The organism is Vibrio gallaecicus (genome assembly GCF_024347495.1).
Taxonomy (GTDB): domain Bacteria; phylum Pseudomonadota; class Gammaproteobacteria; order Enterobacterales; family Vibrionaceae; genus Vibrio; species Vibrio gallaecicus.
In genome coordinates this window covers 444,313-463,924 of sequence record NZ_AP025490.1, presented here as the reverse complement: position 1 = coordinate 463,924, position 19,612 = coordinate 444,313, and the positions used below count along the sequence as shown (strand labels likewise).

Below are 19,612 nucleotides of genomic sequence, written 5' to 3'. Positions count from 1 at the left end.
TCCTACAGCAGCAAGCAAAGGCTATATCTATAAAGATTAAATGTAGGACATTAAATTTATATTGTTATTTAAATTGATTTAAACCGGCTTGGTTAAGATCACTCGAACTTGATGCGACTCAATGGTCGCTTTAGCTTCTGGGGCTAATTCTGCGTCTGTAATCAATACATCTATATGCTGCCAAGCCAATTCTAAATTTGGTATTTTTCTTCCAACTTTCTCTGATTCCACCATGACGATAACTTCACGAGAAACTTCAGCCATGACTTTACTAAGCCCAACTAATTCATTAAAAGTGGTCGTTCCACGCTCTAAGTCAATGCCATCAGCACCGATGAAAAGCTGATCAAAATCGTAAGCTCGCAACACTGACTCAGCGACTTGCCCCTGAAAAGATTCAGAATGGGTATCCCATGTTCCGCCCGTCATTAATAAAGTGGGTTCGCTTTCTAATTCATTCAAAGCATTCGCAACATGTAATGAGTTAGTCATGACTACTAAGCCACGCTTACCATTTAATTGCTCAATCAACGCCCCTGTCGTACTGCCACTATCGATAACAATACGATTATGGTCACGGATCAGGTTTGCAGCAGCACTTGCAAGAGAAATCTTTCGATTCGAAACCTTATGGCTCATTTCGTCACTTGCAACTTCCTTAGGTAAGGCAATCGCTCCGCCATAACGGCGTAAAAGCTGACCATTTTTCTCAAGAGACGCAAGATCCTTTCTAATTGTGACTTCAGAGGTTTCAAACTTAGCGGACAATTCATCGACGCTAACCTCACCTTTTTCATTTACGAGGCTAGAAATTGTATGTCTTCTAAGCTGAGTGTTTCGTTTCGACATTTAAGAAAGACCAAATAGTTTCGATTTGAAACTTATTATAGTTACATCGAAACTATTTAGTCTATTTATTTCGATCTAAAAAATTAATCTTTTGAGATAAAACCTTGTCCTAAGACAATTGTTAAGCAGTGATATTGAAGTGATTCGGTGGTAGAATCCGCACCCGAAAAGAAAAAAAATTACAGAATTGACCGTTATTTTTCTGCAACTTTCACCTGTTATGTTGGTGTAAGTCACAGAAACCCGATGTTGAATCAAAACAGTTTGGTCATAAAATGACTAAAACTGATGAAAGACTTACAACTCTGAAGGTTAAAAGCAACACACTATAGTTTTACTAACAGGCACAAAATGTTGGAGTTATAGATGAGCACCTTTAGGCAATAAACAAATTTCAAATTGTAACAATACTTACCGGAGAGTACCTTCCATGAAAAAGACCAAAATCGTATGTACGATTGGCCCTAAAACTGAATCTGTAGAGAAGCTAACTGAACTAGTTGATGCTGGCATGAACGTTATGCGTCTTAACTTCTCTCACGGTGATTTCGCAGAGCACGGCACACGTATCGCGAACTTCCGTAAAGTAATGGAAAACAAAGGTGAGCAACTTGCTATCCTTCTAGATACTAAAGGTCCAGAAATCCGTACTATCAAATTAGAAGATGGTAATGACGTAGATCTAGTAGCTGGTCAAGAGTTCACTTTCACAACTGACTCAACAGTTGTTGGTAACAAAGACGTAGTAGCAGTAACTTACCTAGGTTTTGCAAAAGACCTAACAGCAGGTAACACAATTCTTGTTGATGACGGCCTAATCGAAATGGAAGTTATCGCAACAACAGAAACTGAAGTTAAGTGTAAAGTTCTTAACAACGGTGCTCTAGGCGAAAACAAAGGTGTTAACCTTCCTGGCGTTTCTGTTCAACTTCCAGCTCTTTCTGAGAAAGACAAAGCTGATCTTAAGTTTGGTTGTGAGCAAGGCGTTGATTTCGTTGCTGCTTCTTTCATCCGTAAAGAAGACGACGTTAAAGAAATCCGTGAGCTTCTAAACGCTAACGGCGGCGAGAACATCCACATCATTTCTAAGATTGAAAACCAAGAAGGCGTAGATAACTTCGATTCAATCCTTGAAGCTTCTGACGGCATCATGGTTGCTCGTGGTGACCTAGGTGTTGAGATCCCAGCTGAAGAAGTAATCTTCGCTCAGAAAATGATGATCGAGAAGTGTAACCGTGCACGTAAGATGGTTATCACTGCAACTCAAATGCTTGACTCTATGATCAGCAACCCACGTCCAACTCGTGCAGAAGCGGGTGACGTTGCGAACGCTATCATGGATGGCACTGATGCTGTAATGCTTTCTGGTGAAACTGCTAAAGGTAAGTACCCAGTTGAAGCTGTTACTATCATGGCTCAAATCGCGAACCGTACTGATGGTGCTCTTAAAGCAGAACTTGGTTCTCGCCTAGACAGCCCTCGCCTACGTATCACTGAAGCAGTTTGTAAAGGTGCAGTAGACACAGCAGAGAAGCTAGCTGCTCCTCTAATCGTTGTTGCAACTGAAGGCGGCAAATCTGCACGTTCAGTACGTAAGTACTTCCCTACAGCAAACATTCTGGCTCTTACTACAAACCAGAAAACAGCTGCTCAGCTAGTTCTAACTAAAGGTGTTACACCTGTAGTTGTTGAATCTATTGCAAGCACTGATGCTTTCTACATCGACGGTAAAGAAATTGCTCTACAATCTGGTCTTGGTAAAAAAGGCGATATCGTAGTAATGGTTTCTGGTGCTCTAGTTTCTTCTTGCACTAACACTGCATCTGTACAAGTTCTATAAAAAGTAAATAACTTCACATAGAATATAAAAAGAGGGCTTCGGCCCTCTTTTTTTATGAATCAAATCTTGCCTAACTTTTCAGTACGCTGTATTATCCACCCCAGAACTCCGTACTGTTATTTTCCTATTCTACTCATTACAAATCAGAAAATTGACAGACAAAAATCCAAAAAAGATTGAGAGCATGTAATGTCTAGTCCAACACTAACTGACAAAGTAGCAAAAATGATTCGCCAAGATATTTTGAAAGGTGATTTACGCCCTGGTCAAAAGCTTGTGGTAGCAGAATTAAAAGAAAAATATTGCGTTGGCGCTTCACCAATACGTGAGGCCTTAGTTCAATTATCTTGGAGTAAATACGTTAAGCTAGAGCCACAAAAAGGGTGTTGGGTCGCTCCTGTCTCAAAAGAAGAGTTGAACGACTTATACGAAAGCTTACGTGTTGTATCTTCCGTACTATTGAAAAAAGCAATTGCTATGGGCGATGAAACTTGGGAATTGGAAGTACTAACGTCTTATCACAAGCTTTCACGTATTCAGAACGTAGTAGAAGAATTCGACAGTGCAGAATGGGAAGAGCGCCACCAACAATTTCATATTGCTCTTCTTGAAGGCGCAGACTCTAAAAATATGTTTGAATTCTTTAGCGATTTGATTAATCAGGTTAAGCGATACCGCTTCCTAGCACTATCTGAAAACTCTTTATCCGATGATTTGTTTAACATCGATGAGCACGAGATGATCATGAAGTTAGTACTAGCAAAGAACTCTGAACAAGCAGCTGAGCTGCTTGACCGCCACCTTCATGGTTCAATGAAGCGCATTGAACAAGTGATTGAAGCTGCTTAAAAATCAAGTTGATATTAAAACGGAGCCTTTCGGCTCCGTTTTTTATTACCAACCAAAAAACTCTTTGTGGTGAGTATTCAGTAGCAATACCATCAATAAGAAGTACAGTGCACTAAGTTTAAACCCAAGTATCAACAATGTACCTATTGTAATCCTCACTAAACAATCAACATACATACCAAGCCTCTCAAAACCAGATAGTATGATCCCCAAATCTATTCACCTTAAACAATTCCAATAAGCAATAATCCAAACTCTCTAACGTTATTCATGGCTTATTAGAATTGATTAATCATGTACTGATTAACGTTATTCCATACAAGTAAAACTAATCATCAACTACAACAACAGAATAAAAGCTCAGGATCTTTCCCATAATTCAGTTTAGTGAAGCATTAGACTTTAGTCTAATATCCTTAACTTTATGAGAGAGAATATTGATAAACATAATCATATGTAGAGATAAAAATAGGCTGGTAAAATCAAGAAATGAAGTGACTTAGCTAAAGAATAAGCTAGGCGATATCGTCTTGGCTGCCGCAAAGAGAAACCAAGTTTCGGCCTGAAGATTTAGATTCGTACAGCGCTATATCTGCACACTTATAAGAACGGGTACTGTTACTCGTTAAGTCAGTAAAGCCTATGCTGATCGTAACTTTCGTCCCATCAGTTTGCTCAACTTGTTCTCTCAAACGATTGAGTACCAACTGCGCCTCAGCTACCGATGTATGAGGCATGAGCAAAGCAAATTCCTCACCTCCAACTCGAGCAACAAAGTCAGTAGTGCGCAGGCTTGTCACTAATAATTGTGCGACCGCTTGTATTACTCGATCTCCTTCATCGTGACCGAGTTCATCATTAATCCGTTTGAAATGATCAATATCTACGAGTGCTAAGCAGCAGGTTGCTTCATTTGGGTAGCGTTCACATAAAAGAGAATGGCGTTCAAGTTGCTCTTCAAACTTTCTACGATTCCACAGCTGGCTTAACGAATCACGCTCACTTAAGATACGCAGCCTATCCTCTAGCTCCTTACGTACCGATATATCAACTAATGAAGTAATATAGTAGCTCGTTTTATTCGATGCATTTTTAATGGCATGAACGCGCATGATGGCAGTAAAAGGCAAACGTAATTTTGTTTTACACGTCACCTCGCCTTCCCAAATATCCTCATCGGCTAAATGGGTCCAAATACGTTTCATAGCATCAAGATCATCAGTGTTTTCAAATAAGATTTTAAGTGCGTTCTTCCCTTCCAGAGACGCACCGCCATACCCCGTCATACTCTCAAATTCATTATTAATCATAAGCGTTCGATGAGATTTATCGGAAATCATAACAGCCGACATACCATTCAAAGCTGCACGCGCCAGCTTACTTTCAATATTTCGGCGACGAAAATGAACCACGACAAAAGCAAAAGGTATAGCAAAGATCAGCATCGCAAAAAGTACAATGACCTGTTCTTTAGCCAAGTCATCCAAGTCACGTTCAGCCCTTTGTAAAAGCTGAGTTTCATTCAGTTGTACCACAAGAAATAGCTTTTGCTTCGCAGCTAAGCTAACTTTATTGAATGCAAATAAATTATCATCTTCAAAAATATAACCCGTTTGCTCCTGAGAAATATGATCCCACAACTTTGGTGCTATTTTTTTAAGGTTGAATGCTTTGCGCTCTGGGATCGAGTCACCAAATAACTTGCTATTGTTATGGCTGGCAATGTAATAACCGGACTCGTTAACCACTTCTGCTCTGACATCATGATCTGGAGAGAAGTTTAGTCTTGAGGCTAAATTCCAAACATCGATATTAATCACCAGGTAACCTGCAACCTGACCTTTCGCCGATACAGGTGTGATAATCCTTAAAATAGGCTTATATGGATAAACCAGTTCACCATGGTCAGTTTCGAGTTCTATTCCCCAAGCCCCGATTTCTTCTGCTTGCAAACTTTTCGCATAATTAAAGTAACTTTCTTGAGACTTATCTTGCAAACGACCAGGTACCGTCACAATTCCATCAGAGAAGGAATAATTCATTCGAACTTGTTCCATACCATTCAAATCAAGTAAATGAATTTGGGTATACCACTTTTGATTTCTTAATACTGACTCCCATACTTCCTCTAACACTTTCTTGTTTTGAATTGATGGAGAAGTAGAAAATTCGATCAAACGCTGGCTATGGCTAAGTAGTTCCATAACAGAAAGAAGTTGGTCTCGCCAAACGCTATATTCACGTTCGGTATAGACTAATTGGTGCAGAGCTTGTTTTGCAGTGTTGTTGAAGCTTTGATGTTTAACATTTTGATATCGTTGTAAGTAATACAAACTAACAACAGAGCAAAAAGTAATACTGATGATGAGAAGCGTAAACACTAATTTTTTATTTCTCATCTTTTTCTCTCTGCTCTATGAATTGGGGAAGGAGTATACCACCGTAAAGTTTGAACAAAATAAAAGCCGCTAGAAAAAAGCGGCTTTATTGTCAATTTTATAAATAACCAATACTAATGAGGTATCTAACCTTTAAGTGACCTTTCACCACGAGCAATGCCCACGACGCCACTTCGGGCGACTTCTACAACGTCAGTCACTTCAGAGAGAGCTTGAATGAATGCATCTAACTTTTCACTGGTACCTGCCATTTGAACCGTATATTGAGAGGCAGTAACATCAACAATCTGCCCTCGGAAAATATCAGCGGTACGCTTAACTTCCGCACGAGCAAAACCACTGGCTTTAACTTTTACCATCATAAGCTCACGTTCGATATGCTCAAATTCCGAGACTTCTTGAACTTTGAGTACATCAATTAACTTATGCAGCTGCTTTTGAATTTGCTCTAATTGCATCTCATTAGAATTAGTCGTTACGTTCAAACGCGATAATGTTGGATCATCCGTTGGTGATACGTTCAAAGATTCAATGTTATAGCCACGCTGAGAAAACAAGCCAACCACACGAGAAAGCGCACCAGGTTGGTTTTCCATTAATAGCGAAATAATGTGTCTCATATTATGTTCTCTCCGTCTTGCTTAACCACATATTATCCATACCTTCGCCTTTAATTTGCATTGGGTAAACGTGCTCGGTGTCATCCACGCTAATATCGACAAACACTAAACGATCTTTCATTGATAGTGCTTTTTCTAAACCTGCCTCTAACTCATCAGGAGAAGAAATACGCATACCGACATGACCATACGCTTCTGCGATTGCAGCAAAATCTGGAACTGAGTCCATATATGAATTTGAGTGGCGACCTTGATAAACAATGTCTTGCCACTGCTTCACCATTCCTAAGAATCGATTGTTTAGGTTGATGATCTTAACTGGAATATTGTATTGAAGAGCCGTAGAAAGCTCTTGGATATTCATTTGAATACTGCCATCACCCGTTACGACAACGACTTCTTCTTCTGGTTTAGCGAATTTAACACCCATACCAGCAGGCAGACCGAAGCCCATAGTGCCAAGACCACCAGAGTTAATCCAACGACGTGGTTTATTAAATGGATAGTACAGAGCAGCAAACATCTGATGCTGACCTACATCTGAAGCAACATATGCATCGCCATTGGTTACTTTATGGAGTGTCTCAATAACTTGTTGTGGCTTAATACGTTCTGATGATTTCTCGTATGCAAGACAATCACGATCTTGCCATTGCTTAATTTCACTCCACCAGCTTTCCAGTGCTTGTTCATCATTCGTTCCACCTTGCTCAATCAGCAAGTTAACCATGCTCTCTAGCACTTTTTCGGCAGAACCAACGATAGGTAAATCGACTTTTACGTTTTTAGAGATCGATGATGGATCGATATCAATATGCATGATCTTCGCATCGGGGCAGTATTTTTCTAGATTATTGGTCGTGCGGTCATCAAAACGAACACCGATACCAAAAATTAAGTCTGCATTGTGCATTGCCATATTGGCTTCATACAAACCATGCATGCCCAACATGCCCAGAGAATTTTTATGTGTACCTGGAAATGCCCCAAGCCCCATCAGAGTGCTCACGACAGGTAAGTTCAACGTTTCTGCCAGTTTAAGCAATTGCTTATCGGCTTCTGAGATAACAGCTCCACCACCCACATAAAGCACTGGCTTTTTCGCTTCTAAAAGCGCTTTTAGTGCCTTTTTAATTTGGCCTTTATGACCAGTCAGAGTTGGATTATACGAACGCATTTTGATGGTTTCTGGGTATTCATATGGAAGTTTGATCTGCGGGTTTAAAATATCTTTAGGCAGGTCAATAACCACAGGGCCAGGGCGTCCGGTAGTGGATATATAAAAAGCTTTTTTAACGACTTCAGGAATGTCTTCTGCTTTCTTTACTAGGAAACTGTGTTTAACAATCGGGCGAGATACACCCACAATGTCACATTCTTGGAAAGCGTCATTACCAATTAAGTTATTTGGTACGTTACCAGAAATAACAATCATTGGAATTGAGTCCATATAAGCGGTAGCAATACCTGTTACGGTATTGGTCGCTCCTGGACCTGAACATACCAGCACAACACCAGGCTTACCCGTTGAGCGGGTGTAACCGTCCGCCATATGGGTTGCAGCTTGTTCATGTCGTACTAATACGTGTTTAATTTCGGCTGTTTTGGCGTGCAGGGCATCATAGATATCAAGCACAGAACCACCTGGGTAGCCAAAGATTTGTTCAACACCCTCTTCAATAAGAGACTGAACAACCATCTCTGCGCCAGATAACATTGCTGTTTCAGATGATACTGAGGTCTCTGATGACACAGCAGCTTCAGGTTTTGTTGTCATATTGCTCTCCTTACCAGTTTCCATTACTGCCTGTTGAGCAGAGTGGGCTGGTTTTACATAGTCTAGGTCTTATTCGTAGCCTAATTCGAAATACTTCCACTTTTTCGGCTATGGCTGCTCTTTGTGGTAACAAGAAGCAGCAGTACGAAACAACTGTAACTTTTTATTATCATATGGTCTAACCCTGATTAATCTTTTATCTCATCAATCTACTGCTTAATACAATAAAATCACCATATAAGGCTTACCATAACTCACCACGCAAAATTAAAAGCCACAAGCGATCAATAAAAAAGAATAAAATATCCAACATGCCGACCTGTTTTAATTTTTTATCCCTATTTTATCTGTGCGCTTTCGCACATTTTTTTAATGCCTAGATACAAAAAATCCCCCAATAAACGTACTTACGTTCACTGGGGGATTTTTATACAACTAAAAAATTAACTTAAGAAAAATTACTTCTCTTTCGACTTTTCAGTATACATTTCTTCGATTTCGTCCTGATACTTGTCATGAATGACCTTACGACGCAATTTCTGGGTTGGCGTTAATTCACCATCATCCATAGAGAACGCTTTAGGTAATAGCTTGAATCGTTTGACTTGTTCAAACTTAGCTAACTCATTTTGTAAGCCATTCACACGCTTTTCTAGCATCTCAACAATTTGGTGATGCTTAATAAGCTCAACGCGGTCGTGATACTTGATATTCAGTTCTTTGGCATACTCTTCTAGCGAGTCATAACAAGGCACAATCAATGCAGAAACAAACTTGCGAGTGTCAGCAATCACCGCGATCTGTTCAATAAAGTGATCTTTACCAATCGCACCTTCAATAACTTGAGGAGCAATGTATTTACCACCAGATGTCTTCATCAATTCTTTAATACGATCAGTAATGAATAGGTTACCATTTTCATCAAACTGACCCGCATCGCCCGTCTTTAAGAAACCTTGCTCATCAAATGTCTTTTCGGTTTCTTCTGGCATTTTGTAATAACCACGCATCACCATTGGACCACGAACTAAAATCTCGTTTTTGTCACCAATTTTTACTTCAGCGCCAGGCATAGCCATACCGATAGAATCCGGATTAAAGCACCGGTCGTCCCAGCATGAAACTGTTGCCGTAGTTTCTGTCATACCGTAACCAAGCTTCACGTTGATTCCAATTGCATGGAAGAAACGTCCAATCGTCTCATCAAGCTTTGCACCACCACACGGCATAAAGTTGATGTTACCGCCAAGCAATGCACGCAGTTTAGACAAAACAAGCTTGTCTGCTAGCGCATGGCTCTTTCTAAGCATGAATGATGGTGTGCGACCTTCTTGGTGACAAACAGACAGCTTTGCCCCCATGTTGACTGCCCAAGTAAACATCACTTTACGGATGAAAGGCGCTTTAGATACTTTTTCATGAATAGCTGAGAAAATTTTCTCGTAGAAGCGAGGAACTGCGCTCATCACCGTTGGTTTAACATCGCTTAATGCATCACGTACTTGCATGGTGTCTTGTAGGTAGCAATTTGTTGCACCTTTATATAAGACATAAAACGTCCACGCACGTTCGAATACGTGAGAAAGCGGAAGGAAACACAAAGACACATCATCTTGGCTTAGACTCAAACGCTCATCATGTCCTTCAAGCTGAGAACCAATGTTTGTGTAGTCAAGCATTACGCCTTTTGGTTGACCTGTGGTACCTGATGTATAAATCAGCGTCAGCAAGTCATCCATTTGCGCATCAGCTAAACGAGTATCTAATTCAGCTTGTTGAGCTTCAACGCCGCATGCCATGAATTCAGCCCAAGACAGAGCAAAATCATGCCCTTGAGTATCGATGCCTTCTGACATTACAACAACAGTTTCAAGCTGCTCACATTCTTCAAAAATATCCACGGCGGCATCAAATTGAGCTTGCTCACCAACGAACAGAACCTTTACATCTGCATTTTGAATAATGTAAGACGACTGAGCAGCCGTATTAGTTGGATAAATCGGAACGGTAACAAGACGAGCTTGTAATGATGCAAAGTCAGCAATTGTCCACTGAGGCATGTTATTTGAAAAGATACCGATCTTATCTTGGATTTTCAGTCCTTGAGCCAGTAACGCTAATGATAGCGTATCGATTTGCTCACCAAACTGCTGCCAGCTAATGCCTTCCCACACGTTGTTTACTTTATGTTTTAAAGCAGTGCGGCTGCCACCTTGGGCAATTTGGTCACGAAGTCTTTTTACGATATGAAAATCTAAATTGGCCATGTCTATACCTTTGGCTTACACCTGTAAGCTTTTTTGAGCGCACAAGTGTACCTTTGATCATAGAAAAGGCAACTGATGAAGCTCAAAGTTATAAGTAATAGTATGCTCAACTTTAACTTAATGATGCATTTATCACTTAACAAACAAAAAAGCCCCAAGCTAAACATTAACTTGAGGCTTTAATATCAATAAGATAGCGACTTAATTAAGTGCGACTACCTCACCGCAAATCATCATCAATTGATCTCGTAACCAAATGTGACCTTTATCTTTTTCACTTGATTCATGCCAGCTTAAGTAGCCTGAAATCGCAGCATTATCGAATGGGAAATCAATCACTTGTAGCTGCTCTTTATTCGCAGCGTTCTCTACCATCCAACGAGGAGCAATCGTCACAAGTTCAGATTGACCTACTACGTACAACACATTGCTTAAACTTGTACCTTCGTAATATGCCAAGCAATCAAGATCTCGATACGCTTGCTCAGAGAAACTGCGTTGGCCATGAATACGAGAAAGTTTCGCATGCTTTTCATCCAGCAATTCAGCCTTTGTCACTTCACCATTGATGCGTGGGTGAGATTTAGCAACAACAACCACTAATTCATCTTGAAAAATCTCTGTGCTAGAGAAACCTTGCTCGTCAAATCGAGCATAATCGATGACAAAATCGATCTCTTGGTAACGCATACGCTCAGAGAGTTGACGATCAAATTCCGCATCCATATGCAGCTGAACATTTGGTGCTTGAGTACCAATTGTCGACATAATCTTAGGTGCAAAGCGCATATCACAAGGGCTGCAAATTGCGAGCTTAAACATGCGTGAAGACGTTTCTGGAGAAAACACAGAGCTTGGTAATTCGTTACGCACAAGCTGTAGAGCTTGACGAATTGGACCGAATAATTGACGAGCTCGTTGAGTCGGTTGAATACCACGACCTTGACGCATAAACAGCTCATCATTAAACATTACCTTAAGACGCGCAACAGCATTACTTACTGCTGGTTGAGACATCCCTAAATTATGAGCTGCTCGTGTAATGTTTTGTTCTTGCATTACGGCATCAAAAACAGTTAAAAGGTTTAAATCTACTCCACGTAATGTGCTTTCCATTCTATAGCTTGCAATAGCACTCATTGCGTCTTTTTTCTCTAACATTTAGGTTGCCTCTTGTCATGTTCGACAGTGTTAAATTTGTAATGGTGTGGGAATAGATAACCACTGATTCTTATATTTGCCAGGTCGATATTTCTCGGCTGACTTCTACTATTAACCAATACTTTGCAGGCCACCAACTAGATTGATAAAGAATAATGTAATTTTACCTCACGTATTAAATAACCATTAAATTTCAGCATCTTATATAATCATAAAAAAATATAAAATTGTTCAATTTTGGTTTTAAATATCCTTTGAGCTACCACTTAGATTATTGGTTACATTTGTTACAAGCCATTGAGGCTGTGTATTAATGGATAGCCCCATTCAAAAACCTCAGCTATGAATCAATTTATTGATGCATAACTTGGGAAATCGACCTTGTCCCAAAGTTGCTTTCTAAGATTGTCTTGATTCGTCCAGTCACCCGCTAAGACCCATTCAACGATGGCACTGGCAACATCTGGGTAAGTCACGATTTCCGCTTGTTCTTCATTGAGCCAGCTACGCAAAATAGCAGGGTCTAAAAAACTCATGGTTTGAGCCAGACCTAAAGCTTCCAAAGTAGCGGCATTACTACGCTGTTCAAACTGTCCATCTAAGGGTTTCAGAAGCAATTTTTTACCTAGAGTTAATGCTTCTGATGGCAATTCAAACCCACCATTAGCAACCACCCCAGAGCATTTCTTTAAGTCCATTTGGAAGTGACCGAAACTCAATGGTTTGAATACGACATTTTCAATTGTATTTTGCTCAATAACCTCAGGGTGATAACAGACAAATTGGTGTGAGATAAATTTCATCAATAATTCAGAAATTGCCTCTACATCTTCAAATGGTAGATAAACCAAAGTGAAATGTTGTTGCTCTTCTATCTTCACGCTCTCTTGATTGGTATGAACTATAGGAGGAAGAATCGGCTGATCGAAGTGATACCAATGTAAGCCTATATAATGTTCCGTTGGAGCAAAGTGCTGTATAACTGAATGCTCTATCCAGTTTCCACCAGCTTTGGGTACATCAAATCGGAAAGCATTTTGATGACTAATACCAATACAAGGGACTTTTTGCTTTCGTGCAGCCCATGCAGTCACAGGCTCAAAGTCATTCAACACCAAGTCATATTGCGTTAAATCGAGCTGGTTTATTTCTTTCGCAAATCGCCATAGATTATTTTTCCTAAAGGTCTTTGAGTACTTAACTTGCCCTTGTTCGCAATAGAACGTAAGTCCACTTCTTGTTTGGTAATTACCAAAATCTTCCATTGAAAAATATTTATTGGTATCTCTACCTGAAAACAAGAAATCAACATCAATATTCTGCTTACGAAACGCGATTGCCATTGCGCGAGCTCGGGCGATATGACCATTTCCTGTACCTTGTACACCATAGAGAATTTTCATTTTTAACGTCGACCACTCTTCTTGTTATCAATTTAGGCTATATAAGCTTTGTTATATAAGCTCTTGCTATATAAATCTGTCATGTAGAAATCTAACTATAAAACGCTGTTTATCGCCAAGTTGGCGCACGCGATGCCTAAAGCGGCACCAATTAACACATCAGTAAGAAAATGTACTCCGAGTAAAATTCGAGACGTTCCAATAGCCAATGCCCAAATTAAACAAGCTGGATATAAGCTTGGATAAAAGTGACCAATAACCGTCGCCATTAGAAAAGCTGCAGCAGAATGCCCAGAGGGCAGACTGTATTTATCGGATGGAACAATGTGAGACTGAAGTAAATCTGAAAACTCAGCAGGGCGACGCCGTTTAAGCGTATTTTTGGCTAGCCAGTAGATAGGCAGTTCAACAGTAAACGCAGTTAAGCCCACCGCTAGGAAGTCCCCTCCATGCTGGCTATCGATAAGTACAGCGAGTAACGCAAATAATAGATATAAGTGCCCATCCCCCGTATGTGAGATAGCTTTACTGACCATTGCACTTTGGTTGCAATAGCGACTTCTTAGGCAAAATAATGAAAATGCCACATCCCAGCGGACGATTGGCTCGATAGTGCGCATGCGATCTTCCTTAGCGTTTTTGATTCCATTAACGCTAAAGTTAGGTGCAAAAAGTGACAGTTGAGTGACGATTATGAGGATAAAAAATGAACATCACTCAAACTTTGAAGATGAGAATTTGAAAAGTGATAAAACAAAAAAAGCGACTCTCGGTCGCTTTTTTTACTCGTTAATAGGCTATGCCGCCAATGGCTCGTGTTTTTTAACCATTCCGAAATCGGCCAAAATGGCATAAGCAGCGGGGATCATAAACAGCACAAGTAGAGTTGAAGCAAAAATACCAAACACTATAGATATGACCAAAGGTTGGATAACCTGGGCTTGTAAGCTTGTTTCCGTTAGTAATGGTAATAAACCAGCCGCCGTAGTCATGGATGTCAAAAATACTGCACGAAAGCGTTCACGGCTCGCCTTCACTACCGAGTCATGCACGCTATCCCCTTCATCCACATGATGCCTTATATATTGCACTAACAAGATAGAGTCATTCACTACAATACCCGCTAAAGAAACAAAACCCATCATGCTAGGCATACTAAGAGCATGTCCCAACAGCCAGTGCCCAATAACCACACCTATGAACGCGAGTGGAATAGCAAGCATCACCACTACTGGTTCTAAGTAACTTCTAAACTGGTAACTAAGAATAGCGAAAACACCAAACAGTCCGAGTAAGAAACCTTTCCCCATTGAGGCACCTGTTTTAGCCGCATCTTTAGCTTCCCCTTCAAAGTCAAAACGTAATCCAGGGTATTTACTTATGAGCTTGCCAACCTCTTCTTTTTGGAACTGAAGTAAAATTGCCGATGAACTGGCTTTCTTATTATCAATGTCACCAAAAACGCTGATCGTTCTTAATCCATCAATACGTTGAATTCGAACGTAGTTTCTTTGGAAATCAAGAGTCGCTAACGTTGCTAGCGGAATCTGGTTGCCATCACTGGTTATGATCGGGAAGTTAGCAAGTTGCTGTAAGTCACCCGCTTGGGCTTTATCTAAACGTACTTCAATAGAGATATTCTCAACCCCTAATTGAATTTCATCAGCGGTTTGTCCAAAGAATGCAGCACGCAGTTGTGATGCGATCATTTGTCCATTTACGCCATAAGTTTCTGCACCATCACGTAATTTAACCAACACCTCTTCTTTACCCATGCGCATGTCATCAAGTACACCATGGACACCATCAAATCGATTCAGGTAGTTTTGGATATCGATAGACGCCGATTTCAATTCATCTAAATCATCATGCTTCACTCTGATTTCAATTGCGCGTCCACCTGGTCCCATTGTCGGTTGTTTAAATACAAGGGATATTGGATCAGCAAGCTCGCCTATATCTTCACGCCAAGCATCAATAAAATCATCAATGACGGTGTTACGGCTTTCTGAACCTCGTAAGTCCAGTCGAACCGTCGCAAGGTGAGGTCCCGATTCATTGGCATCCGCATTGGCATTGAATTGACTCGTGATATGTTCAACTAATGAGTTACCATCTTCAACTTGCTCACTCCACTCCTCATTTAATCGCTGCGCTGAAGTGACAATTCTATCCACCACTTTTTCAGTTTGTGCTAATGAAGAGCCAGGAGGAAGAATAATGCGCGCTTCAGCAATGTCTCCATCAAGTTCAGGGAAAGGTTGGAATTTAACTAAGCCACCAACAATTAATGAAATGGATATCAGTAAGAGTGCTAGCACGCCTCCCATGAAGGCATAACGATATGCCACCACTTTTTCAACGGCATTCATCAAAGTTGTATTTCTGAAGTTCTCAAACTTCTCAAGTAATACCACTTTGAAGCGTAACGCTGGTTTTTCTTTTTTCTCTTTATGCAGAGAGTGGGAAAGGTGATTTGGCAGAATTAAAAATGCTTCGACTAAACTTAATGACAACACCAAAATCAGAACCTGTGGTACCGCTTTAAGTACCGCCCCCATTTCTCCATCAAGAAACAGTAAACTTCCGAAAATACAGACGGTCGTTAAGAATGAAGACAATACACCGGGAAAAACTTTTTTCACGCCGTTATAAACCGCATCATCGACCTTCTGCCCTCTGTCGAGATGGGAAGCTATTGATTCTGCAATTACGATGGCGTCATCCATCATGATCCCGATAGCCATTAATAGACCGACAAGAGACATAATATTGATGGATAAGCCTAGGTTAGCCATCAGAAATAAGCCACCTAAGAAAGCAACAGGAAGACCCGCTGCGACCCAAAATGAATAACGTAAACTGAAGAACAACCACATAGTGGCAAACACAAGAACAATACCTTGCCAGCCATTACTGACCATCATGGTCAGCCTGTCCCAAAGCACTGATGACAAGTCATTGGTCATCTGCAATGTCACGCCGTCAGGAGCTACGGCACGTTGATCTTCAACAAACTGACTCACACGTTCTTTTATACGCAGCGCATCATCTTCTTTGTTCTTACTAATTTTAAGTAGTGCCGACGGTTTACCATCAAACAATACTTTCTGTTCATCTAGCTCAAACCGGTCAGTGATCGTAGCAATGTCTCTTAAGCGAATCACAGAGCCATTTGCAGCAGAGCCCACTACAATATTTTCAAGCTCTACAGGGGTCACTTTTCTTTCATCAAAACGAATAAGGAAGTGTTTATCCGGCGTTTCAATGTTACCGCTCGGCAATTTAATATTTTGCCTGCCAATTTGGTCTGCAATATCACCGACCGTTAACCCAAGCTGCCGAACTGCTTGTCCATCTAATTCCACACGATATTGGTGATCAGAAAACCCACTGACTTCAACCAACGAAACCTCATAATCCAGCTTCATGATCCGCTTCAGATCTTCCGCATAAGCTTTCAAGTCAGGCCAAGAGGTATCCGCAGTAATAGCAACATCCACAACAGGCTCATTCCAGTCCAGCTCTTGAACAATAGGAGACTCGATTTCAGAAGGAAAATCATTAATAGAGTTGATCTGGGTTTGAACGTCCACCAGCATACGACCAATATCAGCTTTTTCATTGAGCTTTAAAATCAGCCGAGCACTGCCTTCGATTGCCTCACATTGCGTCTCTTCAATATTAGATAAGCCATCTACCGCATCTTCCATACGAATACATAAGCTTTCTTCTACTTCTTGAGGAGAAGCTCCGGGATACACGACCCCAGCCATAATGTAAGGAGGATCATAAGCGGGGAAAGTTTCTCGTTTGATCGTGGATAACGAACTTATCCCCATAATTAATAGACCCAGCATCAATAAATTGGCTGCGGTTGGGTGGCGAGAGAAAAACTTAATCATAGTGAGCTGTCCTCTTCACTATTAAGGATAGACTCACGCAACAGCATTCCATCAATCGCTGGTAAAATATCATTGAGGATCAGCTTGTCGCCTTGCTCAAAATCACCTTCCACTACCACGGTATTATCTCGGCGATAAATCACAGAGACCGACTGCATTTTCAACCGGTTGTCTTGACCAAACATATACACGGTATCGCCATGTAATGCTCGTTCAGGTATCAACCAACTCGGGTTTGCGATACCTTCAATTTCAGCCCTTACAAACATACCATTGACTAATGGGGGCACGCTGTTAGGCATAAGCTGCGTATAGTCTTGCTGGATCTCTAAAATTACCCCCGCCGTAGCTTGGTTTTCATCAACCGTTTCGCTGATACGAGCCACTTTAGCGTTCCACTGCACATGCAAATTACCACTACTTAATTCAATAATGGCAGAAATTGGTGAAGTATCCGGAGTTGGAATACCAGATTCATCTCGGCTGAAAACTCTCAAGCTTGATGCCAACACTTGCATGTCATGGATCGATAACTGTGCTTCCACTTCCATGACATCAATACCATGCGCAATCACCATGGTTTGTTGCAAATTCACGACTTGGTTCTGTTCAATATCGACCTGTGCAATGCGCATTGCTGTAGGCAATGTCACGCTAGTTTTATCAAGTGATCGCTGAGCTTCTTGTACTTTAGATACATTAACCTTCACAACCGCTTCAGCTACGCGTTTTTCATCAGGCATCAATGCAATTTGGTTTTCGACATCAAGCACTAACTTGCGTTGAGACAGAGCGCTTTGCTCCTGGAGATCAACATCAGATTGAGAAGTGAGCCCTTTTTTACGAAGATCTTGTTTTCGTTGCAGCTCTTTATTACTGATCACTAATCGATTCTTTTCGATCTTTAGCGTCTGTTTTAAATTACTTTCTTCAAGGGTTAGTTTTGCTAAAGATGTTTGGCTGGATTTTAGATCTGCCTGAGCTTGAATCAGCTTCAGTTCGTAATCTAAAGGATCAATCCTAAGTACCTCAGTACCCGCGGGGATCACCTGACCTTTTTCAAGGTTAGGATGGCGAAACACAATTTTACCTGTCACTTCAGCAATGGCTTTCCACTCAACCTTAGGTGTGACCTTTCCAAAACCAACCGCCAATGGTGCCATTGGCTGTTTTTCCAACATCACAGTATCGACGAGTCTAGCCCGGTCACCTGCTGGTTTGGTTGGTAAGTCTGGTCGTAAATTGGATGCAATAAAAAGAGTCACGACACCTACCGCTAGCGCAGGAAAAAACAGGAGTTTACGGTTTAATTTCATTGTTATAGTCCTTTAATAACTACGCAGATGGTTTTTCATGTACAGAAGGTTGAGATGTCAAAGGTGATGCTGTGTCAGAGTAAGATGATGATTCAGTATTAATAAACCCCGAAGTCATCAGTTGAATACTGTGTTCGATTAAGCGATTCAAAAAAGCATCATTAAGCTCAACGCCATGTAAAGCAAGCAATGGCGGTGGTGCTATAAAAGGAAAAACCATTAAACTGACAAAAGATATTCTGCACAATTTGGGGTCCATCCCCTCTTTTAAGACACCACTTTCTAGCAACTTACCAAAAATGGCATCTTGGCAAGGCTTGGTGACATCTAGGAATACTTTTTCCAGTAATCCACGCTGTATATCGGAAGGTGGCATATTCATGACTTGAGCAATGAGGCGTGGGAATCGAGGTGTTTTAACCATTTCTCGGTAATACGTTCTCATTAAGCCTATGAAGTTTTCTTGGTTGCTGTTTTGCACCAACTTATCCATTTGCACTTTCATTGGCTCAAGCGTTTCACGGACCATACTTTCAAACAGCCCTGCTTTATTGCCAAAGTAATAACGGATCATCGCAACATTGACTCCAGCTCGTTCGGCTATCAACCGGGTCGATACTTTGTCATAAGAGTGAATGACGAATAAGTCACGAGCACTACTAATCAGTAATTCTCTCGCTTCCGTTTTATGGTGGGGTCGACCCGCTTTTCTCGATACCATGTCACTAATCTTTAAATTAATTAATCAATGATTAATTCTAGACTATCAATATAAAATGGTAAGCAGAATAATTAACCAAAAGTTAATCAATTGATTAATTAACCTAGCCACTATGAATAGCATTATGCCGATTGTTAACAACAAAAAAGATCGACACAAAACTTTAACCCACCTATCAGAGACAACCTAACGTCAACATCCATACAAAACGCAATACTCGGAATATAACTCCGGATTTATTTAATTATTTAGATTAAACCAAATGAATCATTGTACCCATGATGCTTTTATTGGATTTTCCCGTTTGACGACTAGAATAAATTGCGGTAAATATGGTGTTAACAGTTTATTTACGGATATTTGTGTAATGCCTTTTTCTTTTACTCTACTGCTGAAACTTCTCCTTATCGTGAACCAATCGCGTGGGTAAGTTGTGGGTAAAGATACACACAAATATGAAACCCGCGCTAAGCGGGTTTTTTTGTAACTAACGACACTTAAAGAA

The 19,612-nt window shown here is 40.6% G+C and carries 13 protein-coding genes; 2 read left to right on the top strand and 11 right to left on the bottom strand.

Translation table 11 applies throughout. The features are described 5' to 3' along the window. Positions 1 to 78: 78 nt before the first annotated feature. Positions 79 to 849 carry a DeoR/GlpR family DNA-binding transcription regulator gene (locus tag OCU78_RS02025; RefSeq protein ID WP_137374448.1) on the bottom strand — a complete coding sequence of 257 codons (771 nt, stop codon included), beginning with the start codon at positions 847 to 849 and terminating at the stop codon, positions 79 to 81. Positions 850 to 1,279: 430 nt separating this feature from the next. On the opposite strand from OCU78_RS02025, the gene pykF reads away from it, so the two are divergent. Continuing rightward, positions 1,280 to 2,689, top strand: coding sequence for a pyruvate kinase PykF (gene pykF / locus OCU78_RS02020; protein ID WP_137374447.1), 1,410 nt, complete (start codon positions 1,280 to 1,282; stop codon positions 2,687 to 2,689). A 189-nt stretch (positions 2,690 to 2,878) separates the two neighbouring features. Next, positions 2,879 to 3,538 carry a GntR family transcriptional regulator gene (locus OCU78_RS02015; RefSeq protein WP_137374446.1) on the top strand — a complete coding sequence of 220 codons (660 nt, stop codon included), beginning with the start codon at positions 2,879 to 2,881 and terminating at the stop codon, positions 3,536 to 3,538. Positions 3,539 to 4,053: 515 nt separating this feature from the next. Here the strand turns inward: OCU78_RS02015 and OCU78_RS02010 are convergent. The 10 genes from OCU78_RS02010 to OCU78_RS01965 form a co-directional block, all read right to left on the bottom strand. Then, positions 4,054 to 5,937 (bottom strand): sensor domain-containing diguanylate cyclase, encoded by a 1,884-nt coding sequence (locus OCU78_RS02010; protein ID WP_137374445.1) that lies wholly within the window; start codon positions 5,935 to 5,937, stop codon positions 4,054 to 4,056. 125 nt (positions 5,938 to 6,062) lie between these two features. After that, entirely contained in the window at positions 6,063 to 6,557 is a 495-nt protein-coding gene (gene ilvN / locus OCU78_RS02005; RefSeq protein WP_137374444.1) for an acetolactate synthase small subunit, read from the bottom strand. A gap of 1 nt (position 6,558) precedes the next feature. Then, a complete protein-coding gene (locus OCU78_RS02000; protein WP_180033731.1) occupies positions 6,559 to 8,334 on the bottom strand; it encodes an acetolactate synthase 3 large subunit in 1,776 nt (591 codons plus the stop codon). Between the two features lie 458 nt (positions 8,335 to 8,792). Further along, positions 8,793 to 10,601 carry an AMP-dependent synthetase/ligase gene (locus OCU78_RS01995; RefSeq protein ID WP_137374443.1) on the bottom strand — a complete coding sequence of 603 codons (1,809 nt, stop codon included), beginning with the start codon at positions 10,599 to 10,601 and terminating at the stop codon, positions 8,793 to 8,795. A 201-nt stretch (positions 10,602 to 10,802) separates the two neighbouring features. Further along, complete coding sequence (gene leuO, locus OCU78_RS01990) at positions 10,803 to 11,762, bottom strand: transcriptional regulator LeuO (protein WP_137374442.1); 960 nt, start codon at positions 11,760 to 11,762, stop codon at positions 10,803 to 10,805. Between the two features lie 347 nt (positions 11,763 to 12,109). Continuing rightward, positions 12,110 to 13,165, bottom strand: a complete 1,056-nt coding sequence (locus OCU78_RS01985; RefSeq protein ID WP_137374441.1) for an MJ1255/VC2487 family glycosyltransferase — start codon at positions 13,163 to 13,165, stop codon at positions 12,110 to 12,112. Positions 13,166 to 13,260: 95 nt separating this feature from the next. Beyond that, positions 13,261 to 13,785 carry a phosphatase PAP2 family protein gene (locus OCU78_RS01980; RefSeq protein WP_137374440.1) on the bottom strand — a complete coding sequence of 175 codons (525 nt, stop codon included), beginning with the start codon at positions 13,783 to 13,785 and terminating at the stop codon, positions 13,261 to 13,263. Positions 13,786 to 13,962: 177 nt separating this feature from the next. Continuing rightward, a complete protein-coding gene (locus OCU78_RS01975) occupies positions 13,963 to 17,070 on the bottom strand; it encodes an efflux RND transporter permease subunit (RefSeq protein ID WP_137374439.1) in 3,108 nt (1,035 codons plus the stop codon). Beyond that, a complete protein-coding gene (locus tag OCU78_RS01970) occupies positions 17,067 to 18,386 on the bottom strand; it encodes an efflux RND transporter periplasmic adaptor subunit (protein ID WP_137374438.1) in 1,320 nt (439 codons plus the stop codon). Before OCU78_RS01970 ends, OCU78_RS01975 begins: the two co-directional genes overlap by 4 nt. Positions 18,387 to 18,405: 19 nt before the next feature. Next, complete coding sequence (locus OCU78_RS01965) at positions 18,406 to 19,107, bottom strand: TetR/AcrR family transcriptional regulator (RefSeq protein WP_137374437.1); 702 nt, start codon at positions 19,105 to 19,107, stop codon at positions 18,406 to 18,408. Positions 19,108 to 19,612 lie beyond the last annotated feature (505 nt).

Excerpts from the sequence above, each read along its gene's own strand:
- OCU78_RS02025 (WP_137374448.1), bottom strand. The coding sequence starts at position 849 with ATGTCGAAACGAAACACTCAGCTTAGAAGACATACAATTTCTAGCCTC.
- pykF (WP_137374447.1), top strand. The coding sequence starts at position 1,280 with ATGAAAAAGACCAAAATCGTATGTACGATTGGCCCTAAAACTGAATCT.
- OCU78_RS02015 (WP_137374446.1), top strand. The coding sequence starts at position 2,879 with ATGTCTAGTCCAACACTAACTGACAAAGTAGCAAAAATGATTCGCCAA.
- OCU78_RS02010 (WP_137374445.1), bottom strand. The coding sequence starts at position 5,937 with ATGAGAAATAAAAAATTAGTGTTTACGCTTCTCATCATCAGTATTACT.
- ilvN (WP_137374444.1), bottom strand. The coding sequence starts at position 6,557 with ATGAGACACATTATTTCGCTATTAATGGAAAACCAACCTGGTGCGCTT.
- OCU78_RS02000 (WP_180033731.1), bottom strand. The coding sequence starts at position 8,334 with ATGACAACAAAACCTGAAGCTGCTGTGTCATCAGAGACCTCAGTATCA.
- OCU78_RS01995 (WP_137374443.1), bottom strand. The coding sequence starts at position 10,601 with ATGGCCAATTTAGATTTTCATATCGTAAAAAGACTTCGTGACCAAATT.
- leuO (WP_137374442.1), bottom strand. The coding sequence starts at position 11,762 with ATGTTAGAGAAAAAAGACGCAATGAGTGCTATTGCAAGCTATAGAATG.
- OCU78_RS01985 (WP_137374441.1), bottom strand. The coding sequence starts at position 13,165 with ATGAAAATTCTCTATGGTGTACAAGGTACAGGAAATGGTCATATCGCC.
- OCU78_RS01980 (WP_137374440.1), bottom strand. The coding sequence starts at position 13,785 with ATGCGCACTATCGAGCCAATCGTCCGCTGGGATGTGGCATTTTCATTA.
- OCU78_RS01975 (WP_137374439.1), bottom strand. The coding sequence starts at position 17,070 with ATGATTAAGTTTTTCTCTCGCCACCCAACCGCAGCCAATTTATTGATG.
- OCU78_RS01970 (WP_137374438.1), bottom strand. The coding sequence starts at position 18,386 with ATGAAATTAAACCGTAAACTCCTGTTTTTTCCTGCGCTAGCGGTAGGT.
- OCU78_RS01965 (WP_137374437.1), bottom strand. The coding sequence starts at position 19,107 with ATGGTATCGAGAAAAGCGGGTCGACCCCACCATAAAACGGAAGCGAGA.